The sequence below is a fragment of the Caballeronia sp. AZ7_KS35 genome (genome assembly GCF_023631045.1).
Classification (GTDB): Bacteria; Pseudomonadota; Gammaproteobacteria; order Burkholderiales; family Burkholderiaceae; genus Caballeronia; species Caballeronia zhejiangensis.
Genome location: NZ_JALQDV010000112.1, coordinates 1 through 239 on the forward strand (window position 1 = coordinate 1; position 239 = coordinate 239).

Consider the following 239-nt stretch of genomic DNA (forward strand, 5'->3'; position numbering starts at 1 on the left):
TCCCATGACAGCGGCGGGCGGTTTTATTAGAAAGGATGTAAGCATGGATTGTAAATGTGGTCATGGAATATCAAAGCATGATATGGGCGGATGTCAGCACACTGTTAGAAAGACAGACGAATTTGACCTAGTATGCAAATGTGGATTAACACCAGACGCAATCGCAGAAATGGAATTGAAAAAATACAATGAACTAATTGACTGGATTTATTCAATTGTTTCTGTGAATTGTACAAACG

At 38.9% G+C, this 239-nt stretch carries 1 protein-coding gene; it reads left to right on the forward strand.

Features of this window, described 5'->3' with window-relative positions:
- A partial coding sequence (locus tag NCT05_RS36725; RefSeq protein ID WP_250504811.1) for a hypothetical protein occupies positions 1-239 on the forward strand: 239 nt, incomplete at both ends.